Here is a 23,229-nt window from a genome sequence, read left to right on the forward strand (position 1 = left end):
GGCGTAATTTGTTGGAAAATCAGCCGATTTTGTCCGAAGGCCTGCCCCGCGCAAGGATTTCATTAATGCGTGTGGACAAGTGGTATTTTTTTGGTATTGTTTTCTGGATTGGAGGAAAGCGGATGGCCGAAACGCGCACCGAAGCGCTTCACCAGAATGCCGAGGGCCTGGATATCCAGGCCCCGGAGGCTATCCTTTCCTCTTTGGCCAATGCGCAGATCGAGGCCGCCAAGGCCGTGCACGGCGCCATTGCCGCCATTGCCGCCGCAGCCGAAATCATCGCCGACCGGCTGAAAAGCGGCGGCAAACTCGCTTATGCGGCGGCAGGCAGTTCAGGCCTGATGGCGTTGGCCGATGCGCTGGAGCTGCCGGGCACTTTCGGCATCCAGCGCGAGCGCATCGCCATCCTGATCGCCGGCGGCGATGACGCCTTCAACACACTGGCCGGCGGGCCGGAGGACGATACCGACGAAGCCTCGGCTGCGGTCGTCGCCGCCGGCATCGGCAAGGGCGACTGCCTGATCGCCGTCTCGGCCAGCGGCTCGACGCCCTATGCGGTGCGGGCGATCGGGGAAGCCGGGCGCCGAGGTGCGGCGACCATCGCCATCGCCAACAACAGGGATGCGCCGCTGCTGCGGCTGGCCAACATCGCCATCCTGCTCGAAACGCCGCCGGAACTGATAGCCGGCTCGACGCGCATGGGCGCCGGCACCGCCCAGAAGATTGCGCTCAACATGCTGTCGACGCTCGCCGCCATCCATCTCGGCCATGTGCATGATGGCTACATGGTCAACCTCATGGCCGACAACATCAAGCTGCGCGATCGCGCCGCACGCATCGTCGCCGCCATCAGCGGGCGCGACAAGGACGAGGCGGCGCGCCTGCTCGAAAAGAGCGGCGGCGTCGTCAAGACCGCCATTCTGCTCGCCGCCGGCGCCGCCAGCGCCGATGCGGCCGAGAAGATACTGGAAGGGACCGGCCACAAGCTGCGGCCGGCGCTTTCCGCGATCGAGGGGAGCAAGGGGCGCAATGCCTCTGTTCTCATCAAAACCGAACCTGAAAAAGGTCAACAGGGAGACTGAGCATGACAACGAAGCTACTGACGGCACTTCTTCTCGGCACCAGCATTCTCGGCTCCGCCGGGGTGGCTTATGCCGACGTAACGCTCAACATCGAAAGCTGGCGCGGCGACGACCTTGCCATCTGGAAGGACAAGTTGATCCCGGCCTTCGAGGCCAAGAACCCGGGCATCAAGGTGGTGTTCGCGCCATCGGCGCCGACCGAATATGACGCGGCCCTCGGCGCCAAGCTCGCCGCCGGCTCTGCCGGCGACCTGATCACCTGCCGCCCGTTCGACAAATCGCTGGAGCTCTTCAAGAAGGGCAACCTGGCCGATATCTCGACGCTGCCCGGCATGGAGAACTTCTCCGACGTCGCCAAGGCCGCCTGGCAGACCGACGACGGCAAGTCGAGCTTCTGCGTGCCGATGGCCTCGGTCATCCACGGCTTCATCTACAACAAGGACGCCTTCGACAAGCTCGGCATCAAGGTGCCGACGACCAATGAGGAGTTCTACGCCGCGCTCGACAAGATCAAGGCCGACGGCACCTACATTCCGATGGCGATGGGCACCAAGGATCTCTGGGAAGCCGCGACCATGGGGTACCAGAACATCGGCCCGAACTACTGGAAGGGCGAGGAAGGCCGCCTGGCGCTGATCAAGGGCGAGCAGAAGCTGACCGACCCGCAGTGGGTCGAGCCCTTCAAGGAACTGGCCAAGTGGAAGGACTATCTCGGCGACGGCTTCGAGGCGCAGACCTATCCGGACAGCCAGAACCTGTTCACGCTCGGCCGCGCCGCCATCTACCCGGCCGGCTCGTGGGAAATCGGCCTGTTCAACACGCAGGCGCAGTTCAAGATGGGCGCGTTCCCGCCGCCGGTGCAGAAGGCCGGCGACACCTGCTACATCTCCGACCACACCGATATCGGCATGGGCCTCAATGCCGCGTCGAAAAACGCCGATGCGGCCAAGACCTTTCTGTCCTGGGTGGCCTCGCCGGATTTCGCCACCATCTACGCCAACGCACTGCCGGGCTTCTTCAGCCTGAACAACACCCCGGTGACGATGGAAGACTCGCTGGCACAGGAATTCGTCTCCTGGCGCGGCAAGTGCAAGTCGACGATCCGCTCGACCTACCAGATCCTGTCGCGCGGCACGCCGAACCTCGAGAACGAGACGTGGGTTGAATCGGCCAACGTCATCAACGGCACCGACACGCCGGAAGCTGCCGCCAAGAAGCTGCAGGACGGCCTCGACAGCTGGTACAAGCCGGCGAAGTAAGGCTCGGCGAAGCGTTGTCTCCCCCCTTGAGGGGGAGATGTCGCCGAAGGCGACAGAGGGGGTCGGTCGAGGCAGGCCGCGGCTTGATCGTTGCTGAAAGGCACGGTCGAACGACGCTGGCGCGCTGCCTCGGCCGACCCCACCCGCCTCGCTTCGCGAGGCACCCTCCCCTCGAGGGGGGAGGGAGACGCCGCGCTCTTTTTGCCGGCAATTGCAAGAACCTGATCGGCGGGGACCGAACTCATGGCCGCAACACCGAAAAGACCGTTCCGCTGGCACATCGGCGTCTTCCTGGCGCCGGCGTTGCTGGTCTATACGGCGATCATGATCCTGCCGCTGGCCGGCACGCTGCAGCTCTCCCTGTTCCGCAACATCAACCAGTCGCAGGTGTTCGTCGGGCTGGAGAACTTCCGCATGCTGTTCGGCGATCCCAACTGGTCGGTCAATTTCTGGAACGCGCTCAGAAACAATGTCTGGTTCTTCATCATCCACATGCTCGTGCAGAACCCGATCGGCGTCCTTTTGGCCGCACTTCTGTCCAGCCCCAGATTGCGGTTTTCCGCCTTCTACCGCACGGCGATCTTCGTGCCGACGATCCTGTCCTTCGTCATCGTCGGCTTCGCCTGGAAGCTGATCCTGTCGCCGCTATGGGGCGTGGCGCCGCATATGATGGATCTCGTCGGCCTCAAAAGCCTGTTCACGCCATGGCTCGGCAAGGCGCAATATGCGTTGACCGCGCTCAGCCTGATTTCGGTGTGGCAGTTCGTCGGCATCCCGATGATGCTGATCTACGCGGCACTGCTGTCCATTCCCGAAGAGGTGATCGAAGCGGCCGAATGCGACGGCATCACCGGCATGGCGCAATTCTGGAAGATCAAGCTGCCGCTGATCCTGCCGTCGATCGGCATCATCTCGATCCTGACCTTCGTCGGCAATTTCAACGCCTTCGACCTGATCTACACCGCGCAAGGCGCGTTGGCCGGACCGAACTATTCGACCGATATCCTCGGCACTTTCCTCTACCGCGCCTTCTTCGGCTTCCAGCTGCAGGTCGGCGATCCCAACATGGGCGCGGCGATCGCCACGATGATGTTCCTGATCATTCTTGGCGGCGTCTGCGTTTATCTGTTCCTCGTACAGACGCGCTTGCGTCGCTATCAGTTCTGAGGCGCGACATGAGCACGGCAACCCGTTCGCTGCCCCGCACCATCGGCGCCCATGCGATCCTTTTGACCTACACCGCTATCGCGCTGTTTCCGGTGATCCTCGTGGTGATGAATTCGTTTAAATCCCGCGCGGGCATCTTCGGCGCGCCGCTGACGCCGCCGACGCCGAAAACCTTCGACCTGATCGGCTACAGCACGGTGATCGGCCAGGGCGACTTCATCCACTATTTCCAAAACAGCCTCGTCGTCACCGTCGCCTCGCTGTTCTTCGTGCTTTTGTTCGGCGCAATGGCGGCGTTTGCGCTGTCGGAATACCGCTTTCGCGGCAACTCACTGATGGGGCTCTACCTCGCGCTCGGCATCATGATCCCGATCCGCCTCGGCACCGTCGCCATCCTGCAGCTGATGGTGGCGAGCGGGCTGGTCAACACGCTGACGGCGCTCATTCTGGTCTATACGGCGCAAGGCCTGCCGCTCGCCGTCTTTATCCTGTCGGAGTTCATGAAGCAGGTCTCCGACGATCTGAAGAATGCCGGGCGCATCGACGGACTGTCCGAATACACCATCTTCTTTCGGCTGGTACTGCCGCTGGTCAGGCCATCGATGGCAACGGTCGCCGTCTTCACCATGATCCCGATCTGGAACGATCTGTGGTTTCCGCTGATCCTGGCGCCGTCGGAGGAGACCAAGACGGTGACGCTCGGCGCCCAGCTGTTCCTCGGCCAGTTCGTCACCAACTGGAACGCCATCCTGGCGGCACTGTCGCTGGCGATCATGCCGGTGCTGATCCTCTACGTCATCTTCTCGCGGCAGCTGATCCGCGGCATCACCTCGGGAGCGGTCAAGTGAAAGAGGGAATCAAGTCTGTCGCCGGCGTGCGTATCACCCCACCCGGCGCTTCGCGCCGACCTCCTAATCAAGGGGAGGTAGGGCGCCAACATGTCGGGGGGCAAAATGGCCATGCGGGAAATCTCCCGACGGCGGTGACGGCGCCAGCCCCTTACCTCCCCTCGATGGGGAGGTCGGCGCGAAGCGCCGGGTGGGGTGACGCGACCTCGACGAGAGCAACTCGAATACCGGAGTGGTCAGGTGAGTTCTGAAAAACCCCTTCGCATTGTCGTCGCCGGCCTCGGCAATATGGGCCGCAGCCATGCGCTGGCCTATCACACCAATCCGGGGTTCGAGATCGCGGCACTGGTCAACCGTTCAGACGTGCCGCTGCCGGAAGGACTTTCGACCTACGGCATTCGGCGTTCCTTCGACGAGGCGCTGCGCGATGAAAAACCTGATGTCGCCTGCGTCGCCACCTATTCCGACAGCCATGCCGACTACGCGGTCAAGGCGTTCGAGGCCGGCTGCCATGTCTTTGTCGAAAAGCCGCTGGCGACCACGGTGGCGGATGCGAAACGCGTGGTCGCGGCAGCCAAGGCCAACGGCAAAAAACTGGTGATCGGCTACATCTTGCGCCATCACCCGTCCTGGATCCGGCTGATCGCCGAGGCGCGCAAGCTCGGCGGCCCTTACGTGTTCCGCATGAACCTCAACCAGCAATCCTCCGGACACACCTGGGAGACGCACAAGCAGCTGATGCAGACGACGTCGCCGATCGTCGATTGCGGCGTGCATTATCTTGACGTGATGCTGCAGATCACTGACGCCAGGCCGGTCGAGGTGCGCGGCATGGGGCTGAGGCTGACCGAGGAGATCGCGCCCACGATGTATAATTACGGTCATCTGCAGGTGCTGTTCGACGACGGTTCGGTCGGCTGGTACGAAGCCGGCTGGGGGCCGATGATCTCGGAGACGGCCTTCTTCGTGAAGGACGTGATCTCGCCCAATGGCTGCGTGTCGATCGTCATGAAAGAGGGCGTCAGGTCCGACGACATCGACACCCACACCAAGACCTCGACCATCCGCCTGCACAGTGCGGCAACCGGCGCGGACGGCAAGTTCGCCAAGCCGGATGAGATGCTGTCGATGGAAGGCGAGCCCGGCCATCAGGACCTCTGCGATCTCGAACAGGCGTTTGTGCTGAAGGCGATCCGCGAGGATCTGGATCTCTCCCGCCACATGGACGACGCGGTGAAGTCGCTCGCCGTCTGCCTTGCCGCCGACGAGAGCGTGCGCAGTGGCGCCGCCGTCAAACTCTAAGCTAGGAACGATATTGTGGGCTCGCTGAACATCGAGAATGTCAAAAAGGCCTTCGGACCGGTCGAGGTGCTGAAGGGCATCAACCTCGAAGTGACGGATGGCGAATTCGTTGTCTTCGTCGGCCCATCCGGCTGCGGGAAATCAACGCTGCTGAGGGTCATTGCCGGGCTGGAGGACTCGACCTCAGGCCGTGTGGTGATCGACGGCGCGGACGTCTCGGCAACGCCGCCGGCCAAGCGCGGCATCGCCATGGTGTTCCAGACCTATGCGCTCTATCCGCATCTGACGGTGAAGAACAATATGGGCCTCGGCCTCAAGCAGGCCGGCACGCCGGCGGCCGAGATCGACCGCCGCATCGGCATCGCCTCCTCGATGCTTTCGCTGGAGCCCTACCTCTCGAGGCGGCCGGCCGAGCTCTCCGGCGGCCAGCGCCAGCGCGTCGCCATCGGCCGCGCCGTGGTGCGTGAGCCCAAGCTTTTTCTCTTCGACGAGCCGCTGTCGAACCTCGACGCCGCACTGCGCGTCAACACCAGGCTGGAGATCGCGCAGCTGCACCGCCGGCTGAAGGCGACGATGATCTATGTCACCCACGACCAGGTCGAGGCGATGACGCTGGCCGATAAGATCGTCGTGCTCAATGCGGGAAAGATCGAGCAGATCGGCGGGCCGATGGAGTTGTACAATTCGCCGGCTAATGAGTTCGTCGCCGGCTTCATCGGCTCGCCAAAGATGAATTTCGTCGACGGCGCCAGGCTGGGCGAGACAGCCAAGACCATCGGCGTCCGTCCCGAACATCTGACGGTCGATCCCAAATCCGGTGCCTGGAAGGGCACGGTCGTCCATGCCGAGCATCTCGGCGCCGACACCAACCTCTATCTCGACTGCGAGAAGGCCGGGTTGATCACCGTGCGCATCTTCGGCGTCTACAACGCCGAACCGGGCGCCACGCTTTACGCGACGCCGGATCCGGCAAAGACCTATCGGTTCGGAGCGGATGGGAAGGTGCTGAAGTAGGATCGCGGCTTAGCGTAGGCAGGCGCTGCCCCTCACCCCTACCCTCTCCCCGTATAGAGACGGGGAGAGGGGGGCGTCAGCGCTGGAGCTTCGTCCTTCTCCCCGTCACTATACGGGGAGAAGATGCCGGCAGGCAGATGAGGGGCGGCGGAAACTTGCCAAAGTGAAGCGCCTACGCGTCCGCCTTGAACGTCTGCTTCTGTTGGCCGAGTCCCTCAATGCCGAGTTCCACGACGTCGCCGGGCTTCAGGAAGACCGGCGGCTTCATGCCGAGGCCGACGCCGGGCGGTGTGCCGGTGGAGATGATGTCGCCTGGATGCAGCGACATGAACTGGCTGAGATAGGAAACCAGATAGGCCACACCATAGACCATGGTCTTGGTCGAGCCGTTCTGCATTGTCTTGCCGTTGACCTTCAGCCACATCGGGATGTTCTGCGGGTCCTTCACCTCGTCCTTGGTCACCAGCCACGGGCCGATCGGCCCGAAGGTGTCGCACGATTTGCCCTTGGTCCACTGGCCCTGCCGCTCGGCCTGGAAGGCGCGCTCGGAAACGTCATGCGCGACGCAGTAGCCGGCGACATAGTCCAGCGCCTCGGCCTCGGTGACATATTTCGCGGTCTTGCCGATGACCACGCCGAGCTCGACTTCCCAGTCGGTCTTGGCCGAGCCGCGCGGGATCAGCACGTCGTCGTTCGGCCCGACAATGGCCGAGCTTGCCTTCATGAAGATGATCGGCTCCGGCGGCACGATGGCGCCGGTTTCGGCGGCATGGTCGGAATAGTTGAGGCCGATGCAGATGAATTTGCCGGTGCCGGCGACGCAGGCGCCGAGGCGTGGCTTGCCGGAAACGGCGGGCAGCGATTTCGGATCGAGCTTCGACAATGTCTCAAGCGATGCCGGGTCGATCGCCTTGCCGGCAATGTCGGTGACATGGGCGGAGAGGTCGCGGATCGTTCCATCCGCATCGAGCAGGCCGGGGCGTTCGCTCCCCGCCTCGCCATAGCGCAGCAATTTCATAGAATTCCTCTCCTTGAATGAGATGAGCTTAGATCGACCAGCCACCGTCGATATTATAAGCCTGCCCCGACGTATAGGTGGCGCCGGCGAGATAGACGGCGAGGTCGGCGATTTCCTCGGGCGTACCGAGGCGGCCCATCGGCTGGCGCGCGATAAAGGCGGCGCGCGCTGCCTCGTAGTCGCCCTGCGCATGCATGCGGTCCTGCAGCGACGGGCTTTCGACGGTGCCCGGGCAGATCGCATTGCAGCGTATGCCCTTGCCGACATAATCGGCGGCGACCGACTTGGTCAGGCCGATGACGGCTGCTTTGGTCAGCCCATAGACGAAGCGGTTCGGCACGCCCTTGGTCGAACTGGCCAGCGACGCCATGTTGATGATCGAGCCGTCGCCGCGCTCCAGCATGCCGGGCAGCACGGCGCGGATGGTGCGGATCATCGCGCGGACGTTGAGATCATAGGCAAAGTCGAGATCGCCGTCCTTCATCTCGAGGATCGAGCCGGAATGCACGAAGCCGGCACAGTTGAACAGCACGTCGACGGCGCCGATCTCGGCGAAGGCCGACGTCACGGCCTCGTCGTTCAGCACGTCGAGCTTGCGGGTCTTGATACCGGGCGTCTTGCCGAGGTCGGCGAGCACCACCTCGTTGATGTCGGTGGCATGGACGACGGCGCCTGCCTTGGCGAAAGCCAGCGCGCTCGCCCGGCCGATGCCTTGTGCCGCCGCCGTGACGACAACGACCTTGCCTGTCAGATCCGCCATGCTTGTCTCCTCTGTGGCCGCCGGTTTTTACCGGCATACGGCCAAGGCGCAATGTGCCAGACAGGCCCTATGATGTCGCCTGTTTCGATATTCGCCTGCCGGCCAAATGTTTTTTCTCGGTAAAGAACATCTTTTGGCCCGTCAAGCCCGGACGTCCCCGCTGAGCGGGAAACTCAGTCGCCGTAGGGCACCCAGACGTTCTTGACCTCGACCGCACGGCGCAGCAAGGCATCGCCGGCGGCTTCGCTCGACGTCCAGTCGATGCTGCGGCCATTGCCGGTCCAGACCCGCTTGAGGTTGCCGACCGACTCGGCTTCGGCCCTGGCGCAGGTGTCGGCATCGGCGAATACCCAAAGCCCGTCGACATCGTCGTGCTTGGCCAGCACGCCGGCCAGCTCGGCGCTACGGCCCGTAACGATGTTGATGGCGCCTACCGGAACGTCGGAGTATTCGATGACCTGGTAGAGGTCGGTGGCAAGCAGCGGGTACCTTTCGGACGGCACCGCGACCACGGTGTTGCCCATGGCAAGCGCCGGCGCCACCAGCGAGATCAGGCCAAGCAAGGGCGCGTTATCCGCAGCGACGATTGCGACGACGCCGACCGGTTCGTGCAGCGCCAGCGTGACGGCACGGGCCGGCGGGTGGTGGACGCGGCCCTCGAACTTGTCGGCAAGGCCGGCATAGAGGAACAGCCGCTCGATCGATTGGTCGACCTCCTCACGCGCCGCCTTGGCGGTGGCGCCGGTGAGTTGGCTGAGGCGTGCGGCAAATTCATCGGTGCGACCGGAAAGATTTTCGGCCAGATAGTAAAGTACCTGGCTGCGATTGTAGGCGGTCGCCTCCGGCCAGGCCTTGCAGGCCCGCGCGGCAGCGACGGCGTCGCGGATGTCCTTGCGGTTGCCGAGACCGACCTCGCCGGCAAGCTTGCCCTTGGTGGTGGCGACGGCAATCGAATAATTGCCGTCCGGTCGGACCTGCTTGCCGCCGATGAACAGCTTCGCCGTGCGGTCGATGGCGTCGCCCTCGGAGCGCTCTACGGGCTGAGGTGTGGCCACAGCCGGCTTGATGACCGGGCCGAGCGGCAGCTTTGCCGAGAGATATTCGAACATGCCCTCGCGCCCGCCTTCGCGGCCGAAGCCGCTCTCGCGATAGCCGCCGAAGCCGCAGGCGGCGTCGAACATATTGGTGCCGTTGACCCAGACGACGCCGGCCTTCAATTGCGGCGCGACGTGGAGGGCAAGATTGACGTTCTCGCTGCATACCGAGGCGGCCAGGCCGTAGCGCGTGTTGTTGGCGAGCTCGATTGCTTCCTCGGTGTTGCGGAAGGTCATGGTCGCCAGCACCGGCCCGAACACCTCCTCCTGCGCCAGGATATTAGCCGGCGAAACGCCTGTTGCCAGCGTCGGCAGATGGTAATAGCCGGAGGAGGGCAGCGCCACGTCCGGCTGCCAGCAGACGGCGCCCTGCTTGGCGCCTTCGGCGACCAGCCCCTTGACGCGATCGAGCTGCGTCAAGTCGACCAGCGGGCCGATATCGGTGTTCTTGTCGAGCGGGTTGCCGACGCGCAGCCGGCTCATCCGTGTCTTCACCTTGGCGATGAAGGCATCGGCGATGCCTTCCTGCACCAGAAGGCGCGAGCCGGCGCAGCAGACCTGGCCCTGGTTGAACCAGATGCCGTCGACCAATCCCTCGACGGCGCTGTCGAGATCGGCATCCTCGAAGACGACGAAGGCCGATTTGCCACCGAGCTCAAGCGACAGTTTCTTGCCCGAGCCGGCCGTGGCTTTGCGGATGATCTTGCCAACCTCGGACGAACCGGTGAAGGCGATCTTCTGGATGCCGGGATGTTTGACGATTGCCGCGCCTGCTTCCGGCCCGCCCTGGACGATGTTGACGACGCCCTTCGGCACACCGGCACGCTCGCAGATGTCGGCGAACAGGATGGCGGTGAGCGGCGTGAACTCGGCCGGTTTCAGCACCACTGTGCAGCCCGCGGCGAGTGCCGGCGCAATCTTCCAGGCCAGCATCAGCAGCGGGAAATTCCAGGGGATGATCTGGCCGACGACGCCGACGCCCTTATGGCCTGGAAAATCCCTGCCCAGCGCCTGCGCCCAGCCGGCATGATGGATGAAATGACGGATGGCCAGCGGCACGTCGATGTCGCGGCTTTCGCGGATCGGCTTGCCGTTGTCGATCGATTCCAGCACCGCGAACAGCCGCTGGTGGCGCTGCATGGCGCGGCCGATGGCGTAGAGCACTTTGGCTCGGCTGTAGCCGGAGCTGGCGCTCCATTTCGGCAACGCTTTTGCGGCGGCCGAAACCGCCGCGTCGATATCAGCAGCCCCGGCATCCGAGACCTTGGCCAGCAATTTGCCGGATGACGGATCGCTGGTGTCGAAGGTCTTGCCACCTGCGGCTGCCTTCCAGTCGCCGCCGATGAACAACGCTTTGCCGAAATCCCGCGCGGCGAGCCACGCATCGGCCTCGTTGCGGGCTTCCGGCGCCGGGCCATAGTCCATGGCGTGGTAGCGTTCGAGAATGTTCATGGAGCGCTCCCGAAAATCACACCATCGCGTGGCGATGATTGGCCGAATAGTGGCCGGTCAGATGATGCTCGAGCTGGCGCTCGATGTCGGTCAGCAGGCTCGACGCTCCGAAGCGGAACAGCTCCGGCTCCAGCCACGGCCGGCCAAGCTCTTCCTTCATCAGCACCAGCCAGTCGAGCGAAGCCTTGGCGGTGGAAATACCGCCGGCCGGCTTGAAGCCGATGAGATAGCCGGTCTCTTCGAAATAGGCGCGGATGGCGCGCACCATGGCAAGGCCTACCGGCAGCGTCGCGTTGACGCTTTCCTTGCCGGTCGAGGTCTTGATGAAGTCGGCGCCCGCCATCATCGCCACCATCGAGGCGAGCATGACGTTGCGCAGCGTGGCGAGATCGCCGGTGCCGAGAATAACCTTCAGATGTGCCTCACCGCAGGCGGCGCGCATCGAGACGATCTCGTTATAGAGTTCCTGCCATTTCGCCCCGAAAACCAGGCCGCGCGGAATGACGACATCGATCTCGTCGGCGCCATCCCTCACCGAAGCCTCGATCTCCTGCAGGCGCGTCGACAGAGGCGCAAGGCCGTGCGGGAAGGCGGTTGAAACAGCGGCGACATGAATGCCGGTGCCGCGCAGCGCATCGACGGCAGTGGCGACGAAGGGGTGATAGACGCAGACCGCCGCCGGGCGGATCTTTTCTCCAGTAATGCCAAGCCCTTCGGCAATGTCGCGACGAAACGGATTGACCGCCTTGGCGCAGAGCCGGCGCACGCGCTCGTCGGTATCGTTCGAGTTCAGCGTCGTCAGGTCCATGCAGGCGACGGCGCGCAGCAGCCAGGCCGCCTGGTCGTCGGCCTTGATCGAGCGTCGTTTGGTCAGGCTGGCGACACGACGCTCCAGCGCCGAGCGGTTGACACTGCGCATCGACTCCATGAAGCCGAGATCGAGCCTCATTCCGGGATTGCGAGCAATGCCATGGGCTTGCGGGATTGGTGCATTGGCGGCGGCGCGCGCCGGCAGCGGCGTGATCTTGGACGCGCCGGCACCGAGATCGGTTTCGCGGATTGTGCTGCTCATCTCCTGCCCCTTGTTCAGCGACTTATGCCGAAGATAGACCGTGAAGCAGCGCTTCACGAGTCCTTCAAGCGGTCATAGCGGAAAAAGGCTGCAAAGACAGCTGCTTTTGACCATATGGTCAAAACCAAATCTAGGAAATCGGGCACCGAAGCGCCGCAGCTTTAGCCGACGAAGGCGCGCTCGACGACGAAGCTAGCCGGATGATGCAGCGAGCCTTCATGGAAGCCGAGGCTTTCAGCCAGCTCCTTGACGTCCTTCAGCATATGCATCGAGCCGCAGATCATGATGCGGTCGGTCTCGGGGTTGAGCTTGTCTATGTCGAGATCGTTATAGAATTTGCCCGAGCCGATCAGCGCGGTGATGCGGCCCATGCGCTCGGAGGTCTCGCGCGTCGTCGAATTGTAGAGCGTGACGCGGCCGCCGGTCAGCTCGCCGATCAGCGGATCGTTCTCCAGCGCCGCAACCAGTTCCTGGCCATAGGTGAGCTCGGCATTGTCGCGGCAGGTGTGGGTCAGGACCACCTGCTCGAATTTCTCATAGGTATCGGGATCGCGCAGCAGGCTGGCGAAGGGCGCAATGCCGGTGCCGGTCGAGATCATGAACAGGCGCTTGGCCGGGGTCAGCGCGTCGACCACCAGCGTGCCGGTCGACTTCTGCCGCATGATGACGGTGTCGCCGATCTGGATTTTTTGCAGCTCCGAGGTGAGCGGACCGTCCGGTACCTTGATCGAGAAGAATTCGAGTTCGTCGTCCCAGGACGGGCTGGCGATCGAATAGGCGCGGAACACCGGCTTCTCGGCGTTGGGCAGGCCGATCATGACGAACTCGCCGGAGCGGAAGCGCAGCGACTGCGGCCGCGTGATGCGAAACGAAAACAGCCGGTCGGTATAGTGCTTCACCGAAACCACGGTTTCGGCGTAGACATTAGCCGGTATGGGAAACTGCAGCGGTCGCGCGCCGGCGGTGTTGAACGCGGATGTGGTGTTCATCAAACCTAACCTTCTGGACCAGCTCAGCGCTGGCGCCAAATCTTCACCTGCGCGCCCGAACCGGTCAGGTTCCTGCGTGCCCTTGCACACTCCGAAGCGGTAAGCTCTTGTGTCCGGAATTTATTAGTATACAAACGATATTTGCGTCAAGACGCCGCCGTAAAACAGGTTTCCAAACTGAGGCATGTAAGCAGTTCGGGCATTTCGGGTTTCGACAATGGAACAGAATTTTTCGGCGCAAGCTCTGGATTCGGCGGGCAGCGTCGTCGCCGGCATCGATGTCGGCGGAACCTTTACCGACCTGCTTCTGATCGACGGCCGTGACGGTGGCAGGGTGCATATCGCCAAGACTCCGACCACGGTCGACAACCAGGCTTTCGGCGTCGTTTCGGCGCTTGGCGCCACCGGCTTTCCGGTCGACGGCATCGACCTCATCGTGCACGGCACGACGACCACCACCAACGCGGTGCTGGAGCGCCGGCTGGCGAAGACCGGCATGATCACCACGCGCGGCTTTCGCGACGTGATCGAGCTTGGCCGGCGGACACGGCCGCAGCCCTATAGCATGACGGGCACCTTCGTCCCGATCATTCCGCGCAATCTGCGGCTCGAAGTGTCGGAGCGGATAGAGGCCTCGGGCGCGGTGCGCATCCCGCTCGACGAGGCCGAGATGCGGGCAGCGATTTTACAGCTGATCGAGGCCGGCTGCGAATCCCTCGTCATTCATTTCCTGCATTCCTACGCCAACCCGGCGCATGAGCGGCGGGCGGCCGAGATCGCCGCCGAGCTTTGGCCGAACGGCTACATCACGTCAGGCCATGCGCTGCTGTCGGAAGCGCGCGAATTCGAGCGCGGCGTCACCGCTTCGGTCAACGCCTCGGTGCAGCCGATCCTCGAGCGCTATGTCGAGCGGCTGCGCAAGGAACTGGCGTCAAAAGGCTACGCCCGCGACTTCCTGATCATGAACGGCAATGGCGGCATGATCTCGGCCCGCTTTGTCACACGTGAATCGGCCAAGACCGTCATGTCCGGCCCCGCTTCCGGCGTCATTGCTGCCGCCTATACCGGCAAGCGCGCCGGCTTCGAAAACTTGGTCACCTACGACATGGGCGGCACCTCGACCGACGTGGCGCTGATCCGCGATGCCGAACCGGCGGTGTCGAACGAGATCGAGATCGAATATGCGATGCCGATTCACGTGCCGATGGTGGCGGTGCACACGGTCGGCGCCGGAGGCGGCTCGATCGCCCGCGTCGATGCGGCAGGCCTGATCCAGATCGGCCCGGAAAGTGCAGGCGCCAATCCCGGGCCGATCTGCTATGGGCGCGGCGGCAGCGAGCCGACCATCACCGACGCCAATCTGGTGCTCGGCCGGCTGGCGCCGAAAAAGCTGCTTGCTGTCGAAAACCCGGTCACCGTCAAACGTGTCACCGGCATATTCGAGGACAGGATCGGCCGCGCCACAGGGCTGTCCGGCGTCGAGGCGGCGGGAGCGGTGCTGCGGCTGGGCAATATGAAGATGGCCGGCGCTATCCGCATGGTCTCGGTGTCACGCGGCCACGATCCGCGCGATTTCACGTTGTTCGCCTTCGGCGGCGCCGGGCCGCTGCATGCGACGGCATTGGCGCGCGAACTCGGCCTGCCAAAAGTGCTGGTGCCGGCGCGGCCGGGCATCACCAATGCGCTCGGCTGCGTCGTCGCCGATCTCAGGCACGATTTCGTCAACACGGTCAACCAGCCGGTGGCCAATCTCGACGAAACCGAGCTTCACGCTATATTGGAACGGCACCGAAACGAAGGCGAGGAGCTTATCGGCAAGGAAGCGGTGAAGCCGGAAACGATCCGCATCACGCATTCCGCCGACATGCAGTTCGTCGGCCAGACGCATATCATCAACGTGTCGCTGCCGTCGTCCGCAGTGACACGCGAGGTACTGCAGCAACTGTTCGAGAGGGCCTATTTTGCCCGCTTCAAGGTCGAGCTGCCGGAAATCCGTGCCAATCTGGTCAACCTCAACACCTCGGTGACCGGCGTGCGGCCGGCGATCGATCTGTCGCGGCTGATCGACCCGGCTGGCCGGGCCAAAACGCTCGATGAGGCACGGCGCGAGATCCGGCCGGTCTGGTATGGCGGCCGCTGGCATGACACGCCCGTCTATGGCAGGGAAAAACTGCCGCTCGACGCCATCATCGAAGGGCCGGCGATCCTCGAACAGATGGACGCAACAACGGTGCTCGAGCCCGGTGACCGGGCGCGATCGGACGCCGACGGCAACATCATCATCGACATTGGTGAGGCCTGAGATGGAAAAGCTCGACGCCATCACACTTTCGGTCATTCAGGCGGCGCTGCAGCAGGTCTGCGACGAGATGGACCTGACGTTTTCGCGCGCCGCCTTCTCGCCTGTTATCGCCGAGGCCAATGACCGCTCCGACGGCATCTATTCGGCCGTCGACGGTTCGCTGATCGCGCAAGGCAGCCAGGGCCTGCCGGTGTTCGTCGGTGTCATGCAGTATTCGACAAAAACGGTGATCGAGATGATCGCCGACGGCCGCTGCCTGCCGCCGGAGCCCGGCGACATCTACATCGTCAACGACCCCTATCTCGGCGGCACGCATCTGATGGATGTGCGCTTCGCCATGCCGGTCTACAGGGACAGAAAAATTTTCTGCTGGCTGTCGAACACCGGCCATTGGCCCGACATTGGTGGCTCGGTGCCCGGTGGCTTCTCCGCCTCGGCTACGGCGGTCGAACAGGAAGGCCTGCGGCTGCCGCCGGTGAAACTGTTCAAGAAGGGCGTGCTCGATCGCGAGATCTACGCCATCATCTGCTCGAACATCCGCGTCGCCGACCAACGCATCGGCGACATCCGGGCGCAGGCGGCAGCACTGCTGATTGGCCAGGATCGGCTCAACGGTATCCTGGATCGTTACGGAGATGAAACGGTCATCGAGGCGATCGCCGAATTGCGCCGCCGCGCCGCCGAACAGATGCGCGCCAACATATCGGCCATTCCCGACGGCATCTATCGCTCGCAGGCCTTCGTCGATTCCGACGGGGTGGTGAACGAGCCGCTGACCATCGCGCTTGTGGTGGAGAAGCAGGGCGACACGCTGACCTTCGACTTCGCGGGTTCGTCAAAGCCTTGCGCCGGGCCGATGAACAGCGTGCTGGCGACGACCTTGTCCTCGGTCTATCTCGCCATGCGTCACATTTTCCCGGATGTGCCGATCAGTGCCGGCGCCTTCGAGCCGCTCATCGTCAAGCGACCGGAAGGCACCTTCCTAGACGCCAAATATCCGCGCCCGGTGTCGGGCTGCGCGGCCGAGGTTTCGCAGCGCATCGCCGAGGCGGTATTCGCGGCGATGGTGCAGGCGCTGCCGGACAGGGTGACGGCGGCTCCCGCCGGCTCCAGCGGCAATTTCGCGCTCGGCGGCAACGACCCGGCGCGCGGCCGCGATTACGTCATGTACCAGATCTCCGGCGGCGGCTATGGCGGCAATGCCGGTCACGACGGCCTGACCAATGGCTGCTCGACCATCGGCATTTCCAAATCGCCGCCGGTCGAGATCATGGAACAGGCCTTTCCGGTGCTCTATCGCCACTATGCCCTGCGCGAGGGCTCGGGTGGCGCGGGCAAGCATCGCGGCGGTTTCGGCCTCACTTATGAGGTCGAGATCCTGCGCGGCGACGCCCGCGCCTCCTTCGTCATGGACCATGGCCGCTTCGGCCCGCAGGGTGCCCTCGGCGGCAAGGACGGCGCGGTCAATACGGTGACCGTGTTCCGCGACGGCGAAGCCCATGTGCCGCCGCATCTCTCCAAGGAGCAGGACATCGCGCTGAAAGCCGGCGACCGCGTGCGCGTCGGCACGCCGGGCGGCGGCGGCTATGGCGATCCCTTGCAGCGTGACCCGGAATTGGTCGCTCAGGATATCAGGCTAGGATACTATACCGCCGAGCAAGCCAGGGACATGTTCGGGATCAAATGAATCCACAAGACAAATTCAAATGCCGTATCTGCGGCCTCGATCAGTCTCCTGATTTGCCGTGGGGCGAGAACGGACGAGAACCCAGCCATAATATATGTTCTTGTTGCGGTGTAGAGTTCGGCTACGCAGACGACGGCCTCGACAACTGTTTGTCAATTCGCCGGAATTGGGTCGAAGTTCGGCGATGCAAATGGTTCTCGCCAAACGACCGGCCGCCCGACTGGGATATGCCTGCTCAGATCAGAGGTATTCCGCTAGCCTATAAGCGCGCAGAGGATGAGCAACTGATCCAGCTATATCTCCAAGCTGGAGAGCCGCCTCTACAAGGCTTGGCGGCGCTGAGCGCGGTGGAGAAGCCGGACCGGCAGTGACAGTTTCACCGGGTGCTGGCATATCGCCCAAACAACCGCTGCGCACCGCTATGCCCGATGATCCAGCCTCGCGACCAGCCGGTCGCCGACCCATTGGATGCCGCAGACCAGGATGATCAGCACAATGACCACGGCGACCATGACGCTGGTCTCGAAGCGCTGGTAGCCATAGCGGATGGCGAGGTCGCCGAGCCCGCCGGCACCGATGGCACCTGCCATGGCCGAGGCGCCGATCAGCGTCACCAGCGTCACCGTGAAGCCGGCGACGATGCCGGGCAGCGCTTCCGGCACCAGCACTTCTCGGATGATCGTCCAGCGGTTGCCGCCCATGGCGCGCGCCGCCTCGATCAGCCCGTGGTCGACCTCGCGCAGCGACACTTCAGCGATGCGGGCATAGTAGGGCGTCGCCGCGATCGACAGCGGCACGATGGCAGCCCATGTGCCGATCGAGGTGCCGACGATCAGCCGCGTCACCGGAATCAGCGCGACCAAAAGGATGATGAACGGCACCGAGCGGAAGCCGTTGATCACAGCGCCGAGCGCACGGTTCACCCAGCGGTTTTCGGCAATGCCGCCACGGTCGGTGGCGACCAGCGCCAGGCCGAGCGGCAGCCCGAAAACCAGCGAGATGAGGCCGGAAGCGGCCGTCATCAGGATGGTTTCCCAGATCGAACGAAGCAGGAGCTCAAACAGAACCGTCGACATGGCCAAGCACCTCCACCCGCGCATTGTGGGCTTTCAAGAACGCGATCACCTGTGCCAGATGATGTTCATCGCTGCCCGCGACCGCTACGAACAGCGTCCCGACAGGCTGCTGCTGGACGTGATCGATGCCGCCGTGCACGAGGCGGAACGAGCCGGAAACCGCTGCGGCAAGGTCGGACAAAAGCGGGCCGCGCGCGGCGTCGCCCGCCACGTCGATCCTGAGGATAGCCTCGCCGCCCGTGTTCTGCGTTAGCCGGCTTGCGATCTCCGCCGGCAATCGCGGTCGGATGCCGCCGAGCAGGCTTTGTGTTATCTCCGACTTCGGATCGGCAAACACCGACCACACCGGCCCTTGCTCGACGATCCGTCCCGCGTCGATCACCGCGACGCGATCGGCGATAGAACGGATCACCTCCATCTCATGGGTGATGAGAAGGATGGTCAGGCCGAGCTGCCGGTTGATGTCCCTGAGCAAGGCAAGGATGGAGCGCGTCGTCTCCGGGTCCAACGCCGAGGTCGCTTCGTCCGACAGCAGCAGCGCCGGGCGTGCCGCAAGCGCACGGGCAATGCCGACGCGCTGTTTCTGTCCGCCCGACAGTGACGCCGGATAGGCTTTCGCCTTCTCCGACAGGCCCACGAGCTCGAGCAGTTCGGCCGCGCGCGCCAGGCGTTCGGCCTTGGGCCGGCCTTCGATCTTGAGCGGCAGCGCTACATTGTCTTCGACCGTCTTGGCGGACAGCAGGTTGAAATGCTGGAAGATCATGCCGATCCGCCGGCGCAGCGGCTGCAATTCGCGCTCGCCGAGCCGGCTGATCTCGCTGCCTTCGATGAAAACCTGTCCTGAATCCGCACGTTCCAGCCCATTGAGGCAACGGATCAGCGTCGATTTGCCGGCGCCGCTTCGGCCGATAATGCCGAGGATCTCGCCCTTGCGCACGCTGAGCGACACGCCATCGAGCGCCGCTGTCGCGCCGAAACGCCGCTTCAGCTCGATGAGGCGCACAACATAGTCCGATCCCGCGGAACGGCTCTCGACGGGATGCACGACTTCGGTGACCGAGGCGAAATGCTGGTTCATGAAAGTTCCTGTCTCGGCGATCCGCAAACGCGATCGCGGTCCGCGTTGGAACGCGGACCGCTTTTTCCCATAGCCCGAGCCTCAATGCCCGGTTCGACATCAATAGGCGCTGATGCCGGTTCCCTTGTAGACCCGGTCGAATTCGGCCTTCACCTTTTCGTTCTGATAGGAGGCGACCAATGTCTTTACCCATGGCTGGTTTTCGTTGCCGGCCTTGACCGCGATGAAGTTGCGGTAGGGGTTGTCGGCCACCGTCTCCTGGGCGATGCGGCTTTCCGGACCAAGCCCGCTTTTCAACGCCCAATCCGTATTGACCACGGCTCCGTCGAGATCTTCCACCGAGCGCCCGACGATGCCGGCGTCGAGCTCCTTGATGACCAGCTTCTTCGGGTTTTCAGAAATGTCGGTGGTCGTTGCCAGTATGCCGGTGCCGTCCTTCAGCTTGATCAGGCCTTCGCTCTGCAAGACGCGCAACGCGCGGCCTTCGTTGGACGGGTCGTTCGGCACGCCGATGACGGCGTCTTCGGGCAGGTCGGCAACCTTCGCGTACTTCTTGGAATAGAGGCCGATCGGCCAGACCCCGGTATAGCCGACGGGGACGATATGATAGCCCTGCGTCTTGATCTGATTGTCGAGATAGGGCTTGTGCTGGAAGGCGTTGGCGTCGATTTCGCCACGCTCCAGCGCTTCGTTCGGCTGGGTATAGTCGTTGAACACCACGGTCTCGACCGTCAGGCCTCTCTCCGCCGCCTGGGCGGTGACGACACGCCAGACGTCCTCATCCTCGCCGCTCATGATGCCGACCTTGATCGCCTTCTTGTCCTCGGCGAACGACGAACCGGACGCAGCCAGGCCGACAATCGCAACCGCCGATGCAAAAAGTACGGCCAGGCCGGCGCGCCGGTTTATAGTTGCTGAGAGGAATGGAAGCAAAGTGTTGATATTCCCAGACATGATCAATCCCGTCGGTTCTGAAGTCGTTGCGGCCAGGCGGAGTGCGAAGCCTTGCCGGCATCATCGGAAATGCTGACCGTCAGATCAAAGAACCGTATTTCCCGCCAAATGCGAAGCCGGGAATATTCTCTCAAAGTTTCTTGTCTGGCGAGCACAGGACGCTGCCGTCCCTGGCGTGCTGGGATCATGCGCCTCAAGCCAAAGCTGGTTCAGAAGTTATCCGGGCGTCGACTCGGCTATGAGGCCCGCCGTGCGTCGAAACGGCGGGCCTTTCTGCGTCCGAGTTGCCCAGGACGGGCAGCGGTTTGGGTGTCGACAATGCAGGACGCGCCGCATGTCCCTTCAAAGAGCGACGCGCTTTGCTCACTGGATGACCTTCACGATCCTGCGCGTGCCCGGATCGACCAGGACGGTCTGGTTGTCGACGACGACATAGCGGTATTTGACGTTGGGAACTTCATGAAGCTCGACGGTGTCGGGCAAGGTCGAGCCGACATTGAGTTCCACGCCGGGAAGCTGGACGGACGCCAGAGGCTGTTTTTTGACATACTCGCGTACGACCGTTTCCTGCTGCGGTTCGATGACCACGTCCTGGGCGGCAGCGGCGCCGACGCCCGCGAGCAGCAAGAACCCGGCCGCGGCCGCGGAAAGATGCATTCTCATGATTATCTCCTTTCGTCGTGAGCCACCTCTGCGCTGCGCTGCACCATGCCGTTCGCAGCGGGGTCGCTAGGCCGGTAACGCCATCGGATAGAGCTTGTTCCGCCAATCGGATCACTTGCCGTTTCGCTCCATTAGTTTGGAACAAAGTTTTTGAGCCGCAGTTTTACTCGGTGAAGGGACGCATTTTCCAAGGAGATCTCTCATGAAAGGCGTTCTGATCACCAGCATGCTAGCAATCAGCGTCAGCTGCGGGGCAGCACTTGCCCAGACGCAGCAGTCGGCCGACGACCAGTCCGGCGCCAATTGTGCAGCCGGCACTGCCAATTGCCAGAGCGGCGCCAAGACGGGCGAGCAGGCTCAGGGCAAGGCCGGCGCCACGACTGATCAGCAGGCGCAGGGCAAACCGAAGCTGAAGACTGACGAGCAAGCTCAGGGCAAGGCTGGCGCTACGACTGACCAGCAGGCCCAGGGCAACAAGAAGCTGAAGACCGACGAGCAAGCTCAGGGCAAGGCTGGCGCCACGACTGACCAGCAGGCCACGGGCAAACCGAAGCTGAAGACCGACGAGCAAGCCCAGGGCAAGGCTGGCGCTACGACTGACCAGCAGGCCACGGGCAACACCAAAATGAAAACCGACGAGCAAGCCCAGGGCAAAACCGGAACCGCCACCACCGAGCAGGCCCAAGGCAACACGAAAATGAAGACCGAGGAGCAGGCTCAGGGCAAGACTGGGACCACCACTACCGAGCAGACTCAGGGCAACGCCTCCACGCAGACGCAAGACCAGAGTTCGACCGCTTCCATCAGCAATGTGACCGTTGAACAGAAGACTGAGATTACTCAGGTCATCAAGGAGACGAAGGTCGAACCGGTTGCCAATGTCGATTTCGACATCTCTGTCGGCATCGAGGTTCCGCGGAAGAAGGTCCGGCTGCATCGTCTGCCGGCGCGCATCGTCAAGATCGTCCCGGCTTACGAATCCTATGAATATTTCGTGCTGGCCGACGGCCGAATCATCATCGTCGATCCGAATACCTACAAGATCGTGCTTATCCTGACCTAGTTGTAGCCAGACGGTTTGCAAGACCGTTTGACTGCACCGGTAAGGCCCGCGGCGCGACTTGCGCGGCGGGCCTTACCGCATCCCGCTCCACAGCGTTGCAGCGTCTGCAAATCGCAGATCACGGTCCGTCCTCGGGGCGAGGAGCCAGCATGGTCTGATCGATGGTGTCGGGCAGGCATGGACTTGGAGCGCAGCTTGTTCGGACTGACGCGGTGGCCATGGCATCAATATTCGTGACCAGCACCATTCTCGCGTAGTGCCGCGGCCACAGCGGTTCTCCAAACAACACGAAGATGCCGCCAATCATTAGCGCCAGCAACAAGAGTGCTGTTGCGTTTGCAAATATCTCGCCGTAGCGCATTGAGGCAACCTGTCCCGGCTGGAAAGTGATTTCAGCCTGTGACAGCGGCGACCGGGACGGCGCCGAAAGCCGGCGCTACTGTCCTTGGCGCCTCGCGAATGCCGCCTTTCATTGGATCCTCCCGAATAAGCGGGTAAATAACGGCACTCTCGGTGCTTTGTTCCCGGCTGTGTGGCCCGACGACAGCCACTTCACTCCGGCCGGAGTGGCGCGTCTTCTGTCGGCGAAACTGCCTGCGCTCTCATTGATGGGCGGCAGCGAGTTCCTTGACATGACGTTCGTGCATTTGCAGCACCGGCAGCGTCTTCTTGGCGAACTCCTTCAGCGCCAGGTCATCGCCGGAATTTGCATATGTGGAAAACAGCGCCACCGCTTCCTTATGCGCCTGGGTCTGCATGTCGATATATTTCGATTGGAAGCTGTCACCGCTGGTCTCCTTGAGTTGGTCGAGCAGCGCCTGGTGCTTGGTGTCCAGCGGCGAGCCGGCCGGCGCGGTGGCCGACGTCGTCTGACCTTTGCCGAGCGCCGCCTTGAAGTCCTCGCCGGCCTTGGTGTGGTCCGTGACCATTTGCGCCGCGAAGGCCTTCACATCGTCGGCCGTCGCCTGCTTCTGTGCAAGTCGGCTCGACTCGATTTCAAACGCATTGGCGATGGGCACCGTCTTCACGAACGTCGCGGTGTCAACCTTGCTCATGGTGTCGGTCGTCAGAGGCGTCAGCGTCGCCGATTGGGCAAAAGCAGCCAAAGGCGCGCCGGCCATCATCGCTGCCGCAGTGATGGATAGAAGTGCTTTCATGGGAGTTCTCCGAGGCTGATGTCATCCCTCCGATGGCTCAACGCGGAAGCTGCGGCGAGGTTGCCTGGTGGGGGGGGGGGGGGGGGGGCGGCGCCCCCCCCCCGCGCCTCGGTGTTGATCGGCGCATACAAGGCAGCGGCCACTTCGGCCGAGATCACAAACCGGTCCTGCACCTGGCGCACGGCCATCAGG

General features: G+C 63.2%; 20 protein-coding genes. 9 read left to right on the forward strand and 11 right to left on the reverse strand.

Going from position 1 to position 23,229, the window contains the following annotated elements:
* The first annotated feature begins 122 nt into the window (after positions 1 to 122).
* The 6 genes from NKJ94_RS21630 to NKJ94_RS21655 all read left to right on the forward strand — a co-directional run bounded on the left by NKJ94_RS21630 (position 123) and on the right by NKJ94_RS21655 (position 6,672).
* The gene (locus NKJ94_RS21630; RefSeq protein WP_352527623.1) at positions 123 to 1,082 is read left to right on the forward strand and encodes an N-acetylmuramic acid 6-phosphate etherase; all 960 of its coding nucleotides are present in this window, start codon (positions 123 to 125) and stop codon (positions 1,080 to 1,082) included.
* 2 nt (positions 1,083 to 1,084) lie between these two features.
* Positions 1,085 to 2,341, forward strand: a complete 1,257-nt coding sequence (locus NKJ94_RS21635) for an ABC transporter substrate-binding protein (RefSeq protein WP_352527624.1) — start codon at positions 1,085 to 1,087, stop codon at positions 2,339 to 2,341.
* 243 nt (positions 2,342 to 2,584) lie between these two features.
* The gene (locus NKJ94_RS21640; RefSeq protein ID WP_352527626.1) at positions 2,585 to 3,508 is read left to right on the forward strand and encodes a carbohydrate ABC transporter permease; all 924 of its coding nucleotides are present in this window, start codon (positions 2,585 to 2,587) and stop codon (positions 3,506 to 3,508) included.
* Between the two features lie 8 nt (positions 3,509 to 3,516).
* Entirely contained in the window at positions 3,517 to 4,356 is an 840-nt protein-coding gene (locus NKJ94_RS21645; protein WP_352527628.1) for a carbohydrate ABC transporter permease, read from the forward strand.
* Between the two features lie 240 nt (positions 4,357 to 4,596).
* Positions 4,597 to 5,658, forward strand: coding sequence for a Gfo/Idh/MocA family protein (locus NKJ94_RS21650; protein WP_352527630.1), 1,062 nt, complete (start codon positions 4,597 to 4,599; stop codon positions 5,656 to 5,658).
* 15 nt (positions 5,659 to 5,673) lie between these two features.
* A complete protein-coding gene (locus NKJ94_RS21655; protein ID WP_352527632.1) occupies positions 5,674 to 6,672 on the forward strand; it encodes an ABC transporter ATP-binding protein in 999 nt (332 codons plus the stop codon).
* Between the two features lie 172 nt (positions 6,673 to 6,844).
* Here NKJ94_RS21655 and NKJ94_RS21660 read toward each other — a convergent pair whose 3' ends face one another.
* From NKJ94_RS21660 to NKJ94_RS21680, 5 genes are all read right to left on the reverse strand, one after another.
* Positions 6,845 to 7,690 (reverse strand): fumarylacetoacetate hydrolase family protein, encoded by an 846-nt coding sequence (locus tag NKJ94_RS21660; RefSeq protein WP_352527634.1) that lies wholly within the window; start codon positions 7,688 to 7,690, stop codon positions 6,845 to 6,847.
* 28 nt (positions 7,691 to 7,718) lie between these two features.
* Entirely contained in the window at positions 7,719 to 8,450 is a 732-nt protein-coding gene (locus NKJ94_RS21665) for an SDR family oxidoreductase (RefSeq protein ID WP_352527636.1), read from the reverse strand.
* A gap of 173 nt (positions 8,451 to 8,623) precedes the next feature.
* Positions 8,624 to 10,996, reverse strand: a complete 2,373-nt coding sequence (locus tag NKJ94_RS21670; RefSeq protein WP_352527638.1) for an aldehyde dehydrogenase family protein — start codon at positions 10,994 to 10,996, stop codon at positions 8,624 to 8,626.
* A gap of 16 nt (positions 10,997 to 11,012) precedes the next feature.
* A complete protein-coding gene (gene deoC, locus NKJ94_RS21675) occupies positions 11,013 to 12,068 on the reverse strand; it encodes a deoxyribose-phosphate aldolase (RefSeq protein ID WP_352527640.1) in 1,056 nt (351 codons plus the stop codon).
* Positions 12,069 to 12,229: 161 nt separating this feature from the next.
* Positions 12,230 to 13,057: a ferredoxin--NADP reductase gene (locus NKJ94_RS21680; RefSeq protein ID WP_352527641.1), complete on the reverse strand. Its 828-nt coding sequence runs from the start codon at positions 13,055 to 13,057 to the stop codon at positions 12,230 to 12,232.
* A 217-nt stretch (positions 13,058 to 13,274) separates the two neighbouring features.
* Between NKJ94_RS21680 and NKJ94_RS21685 the strand changes: the two genes are divergently transcribed.
* Together NKJ94_RS21685 and NKJ94_RS21690 are read left to right on the forward strand one after the other, a co-directional pair.
* Complete coding sequence (locus NKJ94_RS21685) at positions 13,275 to 15,359, forward strand: hydantoinase/oxoprolinase family protein (RefSeq protein ID WP_352527643.1); 2,085 nt, start codon at positions 13,275 to 13,277, stop codon at positions 15,357 to 15,359.
* Position 15,360: 1 nt separating this feature from the next.
* Entirely contained in the window at positions 15,361 to 17,046 is a 1,686-nt protein-coding gene (locus NKJ94_RS21690; RefSeq protein WP_352527645.1) for a hydantoinase B/oxoprolinase family protein, read from the forward strand.
* 419 nt (positions 17,047 to 17,465) lie between these two features.
* On the opposite strand, the gene NKJ94_RS21695 is transcribed toward NKJ94_RS21690, so the two are convergent.
* From NKJ94_RS21695 to NKJ94_RS21710, 4 genes are all read right to left on the reverse strand, one after another.
* Positions 17,466 to 18,122 (reverse strand): methionine ABC transporter permease, encoded by a 657-nt coding sequence (locus NKJ94_RS21695; protein ID WP_352527647.1) that lies wholly within the window; start codon positions 18,120 to 18,122, stop codon positions 17,466 to 17,468.
* Positions 18,103 to 19,200: a methionine ABC transporter ATP-binding protein gene (locus NKJ94_RS21700; protein ID WP_352527649.1), complete on the reverse strand. Its 1,098-nt coding sequence runs from the start codon at positions 19,198 to 19,200 to the stop codon at positions 18,103 to 18,105. Before NKJ94_RS21700 ends, NKJ94_RS21695 begins: the two co-directional genes overlap by 20 nt.
* Positions 19,201 to 19,299: 99 nt before the next feature.
* On the reverse strand, positions 19,300 to 20,154 hold the full coding sequence (locus NKJ94_RS21705) for a MetQ/NlpA family ABC transporter substrate-binding protein (protein ID WP_352527651.1): 855 nt from the start codon (positions 20,152 to 20,154) through the stop codon (positions 19,300 to 19,302).
* 363 nt (positions 20,155 to 20,517) lie between these two features.
* Positions 20,518 to 20,817, reverse strand: coding sequence for a DUF1236 domain-containing protein (locus tag NKJ94_RS21710; RefSeq protein WP_352527653.1), 300 nt, complete (start codon positions 20,815 to 20,817; stop codon positions 20,518 to 20,520).
* Positions 20,818 to 21,019: 202 nt separating this feature from the next.
* Here NKJ94_RS21710 and NKJ94_RS21715 point away from each other — a divergent pair, with 202 nt between their 5' ends.
* Positions 21,020 to 21,880, forward strand: a complete 861-nt coding sequence (locus tag NKJ94_RS21715) for a DUF1236 domain-containing protein (protein ID WP_352527655.1) — start codon at positions 21,020 to 21,022, stop codon at positions 21,878 to 21,880.
* A gap of 118 nt (positions 21,881 to 21,998) precedes the next feature.
* On the opposite strand, the gene NKJ94_RS21720 is transcribed toward NKJ94_RS21715, so the two are convergent.
* Together NKJ94_RS21720 and NKJ94_RS21725 are read right to left on the reverse strand one after the other, a co-directional pair.
* The gene (locus NKJ94_RS21720; RefSeq protein ID WP_352527657.1) at positions 21,999 to 22,241 is read right to left on the reverse strand and encodes a polymerase; all 243 of its coding nucleotides are present in this window, start codon (positions 22,239 to 22,241) and stop codon (positions 21,999 to 22,001) included.
* 241 nt (positions 22,242 to 22,482) lie between these two features.
* Positions 22,483 to 23,037: a DUF4142 domain-containing protein gene (locus NKJ94_RS21725; protein WP_352527659.1), complete on the reverse strand. Its 555-nt coding sequence runs from the start codon at positions 23,035 to 23,037 to the stop codon at positions 22,483 to 22,485.
* Positions 23,038 to 23,229: the final 192 nt, after the last annotated feature.

Source organism: Mesorhizobium sp. M0060, assembly GCF_040323155.1.
In the GTDB taxonomy this organism is placed as follows: Bacteria; Pseudomonadota; Alphaproteobacteria; order Rhizobiales; family Rhizobiaceae; genus Mesorhizobium.

Coding starts and splice junctions, on each gene's coding strand:
- NKJ94_RS21630 (WP_352527623.1), top strand. CDS start 123: ATGGCCGAAACGCGCACCGAAGCGCTTCACCAGAATGCCGAGGGCCTG.
- NKJ94_RS21635 (WP_352527624.1), top strand. CDS start 1,085: ATGACAACGAAGCTACTGACGGCACTTCTTCTCGGCACCAGCATTCTC.
- NKJ94_RS21640 (WP_352527626.1), top strand. CDS start 2,585: ATGGCCGCAACACCGAAAAGACCGTTCCGCTGGCACATCGGCGTCTTC.
- NKJ94_RS21645 (WP_352527628.1), top strand. CDS start 3,517: ATGAGCACGGCAACCCGTTCGCTGCCCCGCACCATCGGCGCCCATGCG.
- NKJ94_RS21660 (WP_352527634.1), bottom strand. CDS start 7,690: ATGAAATTGCTGCGCTATGGCGAGGCGGGGAGCGAACGCCCCGGCCTG.
- NKJ94_RS21665 (WP_352527636.1), bottom strand. CDS start 8,450: ATGGCGGATCTGACAGGCAAGGTCGTTGTCGTCACGGCGGCGGCACAA.
- NKJ94_RS21670 (WP_352527638.1), bottom strand. CDS start 10,996: ATGAACATTCTCGAACGCTACCACGCCATGGACTATGGCCCGGCGCCG.
- deoC (WP_352527640.1), bottom strand. CDS start 12,068: ATGAGCAGCACAATCCGCGAAACCGATCTCGGTGCCGGCGCGTCCAAG.
- NKJ94_RS21680 (WP_352527641.1), bottom strand. CDS start 13,057: ATGAACACCACATCCGCGTTCAACACCGCCGGCGCGCGACCGCTGCAG.
- NKJ94_RS21685 (WP_352527643.1), top strand. CDS start 13,275: ATGGAACAGAATTTTTCGGCGCAAGCTCTGGATTCGGCGGGCAGCGTC.
- NKJ94_RS21690 (WP_352527645.1), top strand. CDS start 15,361: ATGGAAAAGCTCGACGCCATCACACTTTCGGTCATTCAGGCGGCGCTG.
- NKJ94_RS21695 (WP_352527647.1), bottom strand. CDS start 18,122: ATGTCGACGGTTCTGTTTGAGCTCCTGCTTCGTTCGATCTGGGAAACC.
- NKJ94_RS21700 (WP_352527649.1), bottom strand. CDS start 19,200: ATGAACCAGCATTTCGCCTCGGTCACCGAAGTCGTGCATCCCGTCGAG.
- NKJ94_RS21705 (WP_352527651.1), bottom strand. CDS start 20,154: ATGTCTGGGAATATCAACACTTTGCTTCCATTCCTCTCAGCAACTATA.
- NKJ94_RS21710 (WP_352527653.1), bottom strand. CDS start 20,817: ATGAGAATGCATCTTTCCGCGGCCGCGGCCGGGTTCTTGCTGCTCGCG.
- NKJ94_RS21715 (WP_352527655.1), top strand. CDS start 21,020: ATGAAAGGCGTTCTGATCACCAGCATGCTAGCAATCAGCGTCAGCTGC.
- NKJ94_RS21720 (WP_352527657.1), bottom strand. CDS start 22,241: ATGCGCTACGGCGAGATATTTGCAAACGCAACAGCACTCTTGTTGCTG.
- NKJ94_RS21725 (WP_352527659.1), bottom strand. CDS start 23,037: ATGAAAGCACTTCTATCCATCACTGCGGCAGCGATGATGGCCGGCGCG.